Origin of the sequence: Mycobacterium sp. 1274761.0 (genome assembly GCF_001668615.1) — a bacterium.
Lineage (GTDB): Bacteria > Actinomycetota > Actinomycetes > Mycobacteriales > Mycobacteriaceae > Mycobacterium.
On sequence record NZ_LZMC01000068.1, the window covers coordinates 1 to 8,992 of the forward strand.

At 64.6% G+C, this 8,992-nt stretch carries 10 protein-coding genes and 1 pseudogene; 5 read left to right on the plus strand and 6 right to left on the minus strand.

Going from position 1 to position 8,992, the window contains the following annotated elements:
* The 3 genes from A5651_RS14835 to A5651_RS14845 form a co-directional block, all read left to right on the plus strand.
* Positions 1-1,020, plus strand: a 1,020-nt coding sequence (locus A5651_RS14835) for a serine hydrolase (protein WP_066981998.1), incomplete at its 5' end; no start/stop codon positions are given.
* Positions 1,021-1,057: 37 nt separating this feature from the next.
* A complete protein-coding gene (locus A5651_RS14840; protein WP_066982001.1) occupies positions 1,058-2,458 on the plus strand; it encodes a wax ester/triacylglycerol synthase family O-acyltransferase in 1,401 nt (466 codons plus the stop codon).
* An 86-nt stretch (positions 2,459-2,544) separates the two neighbouring features.
* Positions 2,545-3,003, plus strand: coding sequence for a cyclic nucleotide-binding domain-containing protein (locus tag A5651_RS14845; RefSeq protein ID WP_066982020.1), 459 nt, complete (start codon positions 2,545-2,547; stop codon positions 3,001-3,003).
* A gap of 52 nt (positions 3,004-3,055) precedes the next feature.
* Here A5651_RS14845 and A5651_RS25415 read toward each other — a convergent pair whose 3' ends face one another.
* Positions 3,056-3,214, minus strand: a complete 159-nt coding sequence (locus A5651_RS25415; RefSeq protein ID WP_156662933.1) for a hypothetical protein — start codon at positions 3,212-3,214, stop codon at positions 3,056-3,058.
* 192 nt (positions 3,215-3,406) lie between these two features.
* Here A5651_RS25415 and A5651_RS14850 point away from each other — a divergent pair, with 192 nt between their 5' ends.
* Positions 3,407-3,961 carry a hypothetical protein gene (locus tag A5651_RS14850; RefSeq protein ID WP_066982006.1) on the plus strand — a complete coding sequence of 185 codons (555 nt, stop codon included), beginning with the start codon at positions 3,407-3,409 and terminating at the stop codon, positions 3,959-3,961.
* A gap of 36 nt (positions 3,962-3,997) precedes the next feature.
* Here the strand turns inward: A5651_RS14850 and A5651_RS14855 are convergent, their stop codons facing one another.
* The gene (locus A5651_RS14855; protein ID WP_156662935.1) at positions 3,998-5,089 is read right to left on the minus strand and encodes a hypothetical protein; all 1,092 of its coding nucleotides are present in this window, start codon (positions 5,087-5,089) and stop codon (positions 3,998-4,000) included.
* A gap of 167 nt (positions 5,090-5,256) precedes the next feature.
* On the minus strand, positions 5,257-5,721 hold the full coding sequence (locus A5651_RS14860) for a hypothetical protein (protein ID WP_066982012.1): 465 nt from the start codon (positions 5,719-5,721) through the stop codon (positions 5,257-5,259).
* 142 nt (positions 5,722-5,863) lie between these two features.
* On the opposite strand from A5651_RS14860, the gene A5651_RS14865 reads away from it, so the two are divergent.
* Positions 5,864-6,655, plus strand: coding sequence for a DUF4239 domain-containing protein (locus A5651_RS14865; protein WP_066982015.1), 792 nt, complete (start codon positions 5,864-5,866; stop codon positions 6,653-6,655).
* 64 nt (positions 6,656-6,719) lie between these two features.
* On the opposite strand, the gene A5651_RS14870 is transcribed toward A5651_RS14865, so the two are convergent.
* From A5651_RS14870 to A5651_RS25740, 3 genes and pseudogenes are all read right to left on the minus strand, one after another.
* Entirely contained in the window at positions 6,720-7,454 is a 735-nt protein-coding gene (locus tag A5651_RS14870) for a cell division protein DivIVA (RefSeq protein WP_066982018.1), read from the minus strand.
* A gap of 386 nt (positions 7,455-7,840) precedes the next feature.
* Complete coding sequence (locus A5651_RS25735) at positions 7,841-8,434, minus strand: hypothetical protein (RefSeq protein ID WP_197496631.1); 594 nt, start codon at positions 8,432-8,434, stop codon at positions 7,841-7,843.
* 3 nt (positions 8,435-8,437) lie between these two features.
* Positions 8,438-8,992: pseudogene (locus A5651_RS25740) on the minus strand (hypothetical protein); the annotation flags it as partial.

Below are 8,992 nucleotides of genomic sequence, written 5' to 3' on the forward strand. Positions count from 1 at the left end.
GCGGCGCGCGCGGCGGTGACGGTGCGCATGCTGCTCACCCACACGTCGGGTGAGACGGGCGACGTCGAGCTCAAAGACCCGTGGGGTCTGGAGCGGTCCGACAGGGCCGAAGGGTTCCGTCGCGCCCTGACCACGCCGCTGGAATCGAGTCCCGGCAGTACGTTCCGCTATTCCGACATCAATTTCATCCTGCTCGGGCTGCTGGTCGAAAAGGTCACGGGCCAAGCCGAAGACGACTACGCCCAGCGAAACGTGTTCGCGCCGCTCGGCATGAAAGAGACACGGTATCTGCCCGCGGCGAAAGCATGTGGGCCACATGCAATGCGGGGCGCGGCGATCGCGTGGGTGCCCGCGCCGAACGTCGGCGATTGCTCCGCCGATACGTGGAGCACCGACCTGTTGCCGCGTATCGCGCCGACATCACGCGACGAGGAAAGCCGAGGCGATCCCGCCAAGAACGCCGACCTCGACTACCTGCTGCGCGGCGCGGTGAACGACACGACTGCGCGGCGCATGGGCGGAGTGGCCGGGCACGCCGGGCTGTTCTCGACGGCGTGGGAGGTCGGCGTCTACGCCCAAGCACTGCTGGACCGTTTGGCGGGGCGACCGAGCGTGTTCCCGCTGACGCGCGAGACGCTCGAGGCGATGACGTCGCCGCAGCAGCCGGGACACAATTCGGGGCAGGTCGAAGCGGCCAACGCGGCCGAGCAAGAAGCCGAATCGAAACTGCCGAACCGAGCGAATTCACTGGTGGCTCCGCATTATCCGGCGATCAGGGGGCAGAACCTGCGCGGCTTCGGCTGGGACATCGACACCGGCTTGTCGATGCCGCGCGGCGCGGCCTTCCCGATCGGCAGCTTCGGGCACACCGGTTTCACCGGGACCAGCATGTGGCTCGATCCGGGGTCGGACACCTACGTGGTGCTGATGACGAATTCGATCCACGTGCGCGGCAGTGCGCCGATCTCGACGCTGCGGGGAGAGGTCGCGACGGTGGCAGCGCAGGCGGTCGGGGCCTGACGTTTGACGCCCGCGTTACTTCGGGTACGCGCAGTGGATGGAACGGCTGAGCGGGATGGACGCCAGTTTCCTCTACAGCGAGTCGCCAACTGTGCCCCTGCACGTGTGCTCGATCGTGGAGTTGGACACCGCAACGATGCCCGGCGGTTACACCTTCGAGCTGTTCAGGGAGCGGCTGGCGTCGCGGATCAAGGCGTCACCGGAGCTGCGGGGCAAGCTCGCGGACACCGATCTGAACCTCGATCATCCGGTGTGGGTGGAGGACAAGGACTTTGACTTGTCCGCACACGTGTACCGGATCGCGTTGCCGTCGCCGGGCGGGCGCACGGAGCTGGCCGAAGTGTGCGGGCATATCGCGTCGAAGCCGCTGGACCGCACCAGGCCGCTGTGGGAGATGTGGGTCATCGAGGGGGTAGCGGGCACGGACGCGCAGGAGGGCGGTCCGCTGGCGTTGATGATCAAGGTGCATCACTCGGTGGTGGACGGTGTGTCGGCGGCGAACCTGATGACGAAGATCTTCGACACGGCGCCCGACGCGGAGCCGCCCGAGCCAGTCGAGGGGCCCGGCGATGCGACGGCGTGGGGAATCACCGCTGGCGGTGTGGTGGGTTTCCTGACCCGTCCGATGCAGTTGGCGAAGGCGGTGCCGGCGACGGTGTCAACGGTGGTCGACACGCTGAACCGGGCGCGCAGCGGGATGGCGATGGCGGCGCCGTTCCGAGCGCCGAAGACGGCATTTAACGCCGAAGTCACGGCAGAGCGCAGTGTGGCGTTCGCGCAGATGGATTTCGCCGACGTCCGGCGCATTGCCGACCGGTACAACGTCAAGATCAACGATGTGGTGATGGCGCTGTGCGCCGGTGCGCTGCGTGAGTATCTGCGCGGGCGGGAGGAGTTGCCGGACAAGCCGTTGTCGGCGATGGTGCCGATGTCGGCGCACGGGAAATCGGGTCGGCCCGGGCACAATCAGCTGTCGGGGATGTTCTGCAATCTGCACACCGACATCACGGATCCCGTCGAGCGGATGCGGAGGATCGCCGAGGCGGCGTCACGCGCGAAGGAGCATGGCCGGGCCATCCGTCCGTCGCTGGCGATGGACTTGACGCAGGCCGCTACGCGTCCGGTGATCGATTTCGTGTTAGCGGTGATGGCACGCACGCCGTTGAAGACGACGCCGATCCACAACGTGGTCATCTCGAATGTGGCGGGTCCGGAGACGCCGCTCTACGGGTTCGGCGCGGAGATCAAAGGGCTGTATCCGCTGGGGCCTATCTTTCACGGGTCGGGGCTGAACATCACCGTGATGTCGCTGAGCGGAAAGCTCAACGTGGGAATCCTTTCGTGCCCGAAGCTCGTGGACGATCTGTGGGACCTCGCCGATGAATTCGAGGTAGAGCTGGCGTCGCTGCTGGGCAGTCGGACGCGGCCGCTGGTGTGACCGCTTTTGCGGTTTGGGCTGATGAGACGGCGTTTCTCGCTACGCTGCGGATGTCAGACAAGATCGCGACTCGGGGAAAGATCACTATGAGCGAACGTCAGATCGCCCGTAATAAGGCTGATGCCATCAGCAAGGAACAGGAAGAAGACGCCCAGCGACTGCGGGAGTTCGACGGGTTCGCGAAGTTCTCCGACGCCGACCGCAAGCGCATCGTGGCGGCGGCGCACCGCACGTCGACGTCGGGGCCGTGGCCGCTGATCCGGGAGCAGACGGTCTCGGATGCGTGCTACATCCTGCTGAGCGGCGAGGCGGCGGTGTACGTCGGCCAGGAGAAAATCGCGACGGTTAAGGCGGGTGAGGTGATTGGCGAGTCGGCGCTCAAGCAGGGCAAGCTGCGCGGCGCGACGGTGACCACGACGGGGCGCGCCGAGGTGCTACACATCGACCGCGACGATCTTCAGCGGTTGCTCGACGAGGTGCCCGCGCTGCGCGATTTGATCGACGAGACGGTGGCGCGGCGGGTGCCGGAGGCTGCGAAGGAGTGAGTTCGCGGCGGCCCCGGATCGACCGGGGAGCTGTCGTCGATAGACGTGTAGCTCAGCAGTAGTAGTAGAAGACGCTGCCGTCGGTGTAGTACTCCCAGCAGACGTCGCCGCTGGCGGTGCCGACGGCCCCGAACGCGGTTGCTCCGAAACCCACGGCCAATACAGCGGCGCCGACGGCGGTAACGGTCAGGGTGCGAATGCGAATGATCATGAAGATCACTCCTTGGCTGGTGTGGCGGGGACAGCCATAGAGTCGCGCGGGGCTCTTGGCACATCCTTGGAAGGCCCAAGATTCGTGCAAAGTGACGGTGCCCGATGGGTTTACAGTCGGGCAATGGGGTCGATCAAGGCTGACACGAACGGGTTGTTCGGGCTTGGTGCCGTGTGCCAGCAGGTGCCATAGATGAATGAGTCTGAGGCACAGCAGATTCGGCAGCTTCTGGTCCTGGCCACGCTTCTACCCGACGGGACCTGGCAGGCGGGGTTACCGGGCCGCAGTTGGTCGATGACTGGCGCCAGCGAGCAGAAAGTGCGTGACCGGGCCGTCGCACATGCCATCGAGATCGGCGAAGACGCCGACGAGGTCGTACGCGATGCGCCGCGGCGGGTAATCGAGCTCGAAGAAGATGATCCGCGGGTCGGGTGGGTGTGGCGCTTCGCTCCGCAGACCGAGCAATTCGGCGACGGAACCTGGCGGGCATGGTTCGCCAGCGGCGGATGGACGGTATCGGGATCGACCGAGCAGGACGCGATCGAGAAGGCGAACGCTGAATGGTTTCGTCGTCGGGATGACCCGGACGAGCAGGCCCGCCGCCTCGCGTTGATGCGGCGTCATCTCGTCGAACCTCAGCCGGGTGTGCAGAATACGCCGAGCAGCGTCCTCGAATCGGCATGGAGCGATCCGAATCCGATGCGAGCGGTCGGCGACATCATCGAGGGACTCGGCGCGCCGGGATAACCGAGGTCTGCGCTCCGCTGAGGCCACGGCGAGAGGTCAGGCTGCAGAATCAGTCTTCTTGGTCGAGGTGCGGTCCTTCAGACGGTGGTTGGGCATCTGCAGGGGGCTGGACTTCGTGGCGGTTCGCATCGCCTCACGCACGGTTGACACGGTGTCGCGCACCGGGTGTGCTCGGGTCGGATTGACCTGGGTGCGCTCGGTCGTCGTGGCCGGCGCGCGGGTCGATTCGAGTGTCGGCCTTGCGGATGCCGTTGGGGTGGAGGCTCTTTGAACCTGCATCGTCGTGTTGCCGTGCGGAGCGTGCCCGGCCGCTGCGGTGACGTCGTTGACCGCGTTGACGACAGAATTGGCGACGACGTCGACTGCCGCAGTCGCCGCCCCGGCCGCGGCGGTGACACCCGCCGCCACCGCTTGCACGGGGTTGCCGGTCGCCGCCAACTTCTGGGCGACCGCGTCAGGAGTCGCGAACACGCCGAGCAAAACCTGGTTGAGACCTTGGAAGGCTACGGTCCCAACGATATTCAGTGCACCCACGGCAGCGACTGGCAAGACCCCGTGGGGCATGACCGTCGGCGGCGGGTTGGGGATGATCGGCGCGTGTTGAGCGTCAAAGGTGTTCTGGCGCGCGGCCTCGAGAGCCGAGAGGATTCCGGGCAGTCCGCCTGCGGCGGCTGGCACTACGTCGAGGAGGTGCACCACGCCAACTTCGACAGCGTTCAGAAAGCGAGGCGCGACCAGCGTGCCGTCGGCGAGGATGGCTGCGGTTGCAGCAGTGTTCGTCGGCCCGGTGACCGATGCGGCGGCGGCGCCGAGCGGCTTCAACACATCGCCCGACTGCAGGCCTGCGAGGAAGACAGCCGGTGAGGCGACCGTCGTGGCGACCGCTGTCACGCCCGTGTCGACTATCAGCGGGCAGATGATCGAGCAGTAGATCACCTGGTTGTTCAGGAAGCTGGTGAGGATGCCGCCAGGCGGAACCGTGTCGGCGGCGAGCCTAATGTCTCGTACGACGGGTATCGAAACGGTCGGCGGTGGCGAAACCAACGGCGTGGTGGCCATGGCTGCGATACCCAGCAGGGCAACGCTCGTCGCGGCGACGCCGGCGCGCGGGCGGCCGGATGCAGGCATAGTTCTCCTCTCACGCGGGGACATCTATCCCACGCAGTGGGGGTGCAAGCGGTTCGATGCGACCCGCAACGCGAAAGCCGGCGTTCCAGCTTCCCGTCCGTCGCTACTCAGATGACGATTTCCCGTCAAGTAAGCCGCGTTTGACTAACCATCGCCGACGCCACCGGCTACACGTGTTCCTGGCCTCGGCGCGAGATCAGTTGCCAGTGCACCTGAAGGACGGCGAACAAAAAGGCTGTCGTGATACCGAACAGCAGCACGCCGTTCACCGTTTGCACGGCGCTGATCATGTGAAACCGTGGCGCTGTCGTCACGTCTGGTATCTCGAATGTCGTCATGGTGGCCAGGGAGTAGATCGATGCGTGCGTGAAGTCGTCAAGGGCACCGAGGTGCCAGTACGCCAGCGCCCACAACACCGCCTCCAACCCGTGCAACGCGGCGAGGATCAATGTCACGATGGCGATGCGTCCGACCATGGTCGGGATTGCGCGCCGCAGAGCGGGCGCGGGCGCGGGCAACCGGGGACGGATGTGCGCCTCCAGCACAAACGCCATCAACACCACCGCGGTCGTGTGAATCGCGATGGTCAGCACGATGAGCAGAAGACCGAGACCCCAGCTCGCCAGGTCCATGTCTTTTGACTACCACCAGCGACATCGGACGGCGGTCGCATCGACGAAGTTCGCGGGAAGGACGATCCGGCTGACTTCTGCAGCGTCGGAAATAGCGCTAGCGGGTATCCCCAGGTCGGTGGACCGGGGGCGGAGGTTAGCGATGGGCCACTACGGCATAGCGGGTCTTTGGTTGTTCTTGGCGCTGGCTCTCCTGGCAGCGTTGTTGGTGGCAGTCGGTGCCGTGTGGATGGCCGACCGGATGATCGGCGAACCGGTGCAGGAAGGCCACAACTCGACGCTGTCGCCGTTCTTGACCTGTGTCAGCCTCGTTTATGGTGCTCTGCTCGGATTCACCATCGTGGTGGCGTGGGAACAATTCTCCTCCGCGGAGACCAACGTCTCCAGTGAAGCCTCCACGTTGGTGACGATGTACCGACAGACCGTTGGTATGCCGGCGGCGGAGCAGGCGCAGATGCGGGCGCTACTGCGAAAGTACGCGGGAGCAGTGGAAGGGCCCGAATGGCAGGACGCGATGGGTTCACCGAGCGGGACGGAATCGGCACGCGATGCCCTCAATGAGATGTACACGGTGCTCGGCAATCCGAAGTCGAGCGTCGGGTCGAACCCGATCAGTCAGAAGTTCCTCGACCAGCTGACCACTTTGGCGTCTCAACGCAATCAGCGAATCCTCGATGCCAGGCCACGGATCCCTGGATTGCTCTGGAGCGGACTGCTTTTCGGCGGCGTGGTGCTCCTGTCGATCGGCGGATTCATGCGTCTGGGGAGCACGCGGGGACATCTGTCGCTGCTGGGCGCCGTTGCCGTCCTGCTGGGCTTGCTGTTGTTCGTCGTTTACTGGCTCGATCATCCCTTCGGCAAGGAGCTGGGCGTAACCTCGCAACCGTTCGAGCAATCGATTTCTGTCTTCGACTCGATCGACCGCGGCACGTAGCGGCACAGAATCAAGTCGCGCGATGAAATGCCAGCCTATTGCTCCGGCTGATAAGGGCGAGGCGTCAGCCCGCGCGGGCCTCTTGGTCCAACGGGATCATGACGCTGTCTTCCGGTGAATCCTTTGCTTCGCGGTATGCCTTCTCGAGGGTGTCTGGAACCGATTCGAGGTCGCGGTATACGCCCATCAGTTGCTCCAGGACCTTGATTCGTAGCTGACGAGCTTCGGACACCGCCCGCTGAGCCTGTTCGCGATGGTAATCAGCCTCCTGCTTTGCGTCGGCGAGAAGCTGTTCACGTTCTTGCTGGGCGTCCCGCAGGCTGTGGTCGATCTCGGATTGAGATTCGTTGCGCATCCTAGTCAGTTCGGCGTCCAGCTGCTTCTTGGCTTCCGCGTATTCGGCTTCCATCGCCTTTTGCCTGGCGACCAAGTCCGCGAGAGTCTCTTGGTGCTTTTGTTGCTCGATGTCGATTTCGGCCCGGGTGGCCGCCATAAGCTCGTCCGCCTCGGCTCGGGCTTCGGCCTGCATTTCGGAAATCTCGTCGACCGCCCGCTGCAGCATCTTGGCCATACGTTGTTGCATCGCATAGGGCGAGGGGGAGGTTTCGGTCAGGGCGGCGATCTCTTTGCGCATTGCGGCTGCTTCGGCGTCGCGTTCTCTCAGCCGAGCCCGAAGGCTCTGGACGTCGTTGTGCAGGAACCACTGCTTGGTGGTCAACGCCTCGATGTGGGCGTCAACCGCTGCCGAGTCGTAGCCCCTGAAGACGCGGGAGAACGTCTTCGCGGGTTCGCTCATCACTGCACTGTCCCCCTAATGCAAATTTGTCGTAGACCTCGTGGAGCCGACCCCGAGTGCGAGTATTCCACGGCAACCAGCGAGGCGGCCAGGCGAGTGAGCCTCGCCTGCGAAGGTGATCGATGACATCGTGATTCGGCTGGACGCGACCCGCCCGGACAGTTAAACGGGCTGCGCCCGTGACCCCTGCGTCAGGTTTTCTCCGAAGACCCTGTGAGGTCGACGTGGAAGCGGAACCATGCCGAGTTCATAAGACGGCGGCGAGAAGGTTTTCCGAAGGCACTGGTTGGCCAGCTCCCCGACCAGCTAGTTGTGGCGCGATAAAAGCGGTAACGCATGATTTGCGGTCGACGGGCAGGTGCTATAGCACTGTGGCAGCCGGCGACACACTACGGGCTGAAACGGTCGGCGATCGCGCGGAATGACGGGTGCACCTGACCGCGGCTGACCAACCGGATATCAAGCCCAGCCCGGCTTGCGATTCGGATGGCACGCAGGATCGCGTCGTCGATCCAGTCATCGGTGTTGCCGAAAGCACCTCCCCCCACGCGAGTCAAAAGCACGATGTTCGACGCGCGGCCGACGGCGGCTAGTAGCGTCGCCTCATACGCCGCCTCGAGCACGATGCGCGTCAACGCTTCCCAGTCTTCACGTCGGCCCCCGCCATAAGCGACGGGCAGTGCTGAGCAGAAAGCCTGCGTCACGAAAGGCCGCTGGCCCTCGTGCGCGTCGGTTACCTCGACGTCCTGATGCCAGCCGATTCGGAGCGATGCCCGCAGTTCGTCGCACAGCGTTTCGCCCTCGTCCGCGACCAGCTGCGTGATTGCCTTGAGGCCGTGCTCGGTGCACAACGCGTAGCCGTTGCGCATCGTCCACAGATCCGACACTGGTTGGTCGAGATGGCGGGACAGTGCCTGGCCGACAAGCTCGAGAGCGTCGAGCTGACGGTCGCGCGTCTGTCCGATCTGGTCACCAACGGGCACGAACTAATTGCGATAGATCGTCGCCGCCCCAGCCGCTATCGCGCACGCGGGACCTTGCGTGGGATCGCCGCTGTACCGCGTCACCCCATCTTCAGGTGTGACGCTTGGCCCCGTCATCTCCAGCAGGTTGAACTGCGACGCCACTTGAAACACGGCGCCCTCATACTCGCGGTCGGAGTGCATCGCCCGCACGTCGCCGGTGACGCACCGGACCGTCGTGCGGCCATCCTGGTCGAGAACGACCCGCTCCCGCAGGCTTCCTAGGGTCGGCAGGGTGAGATCGCCTACGCGGTAACTCATTCCGTTGACCGTCGACAACAGCTGGCAGCCTTCCATACGCAGACGGCTCCGGGTTTCTTCATAGCTCGTTTCCCGGAAGCCTGTCAGTCGCGCGAACCAGTCCTGCATGCACGCATCGTTCCACCCACGTCCGACATGACTGCGGATCGGCCGCGATTTTTTGTCGTACCCCGCTGTCATCATGGTGTTATGTCTTTGGTTGCAGCTCCGCTCACGGTTGATGACCGGTTGGAGGTGCTGTTCGAGGAGTTGGCGGAG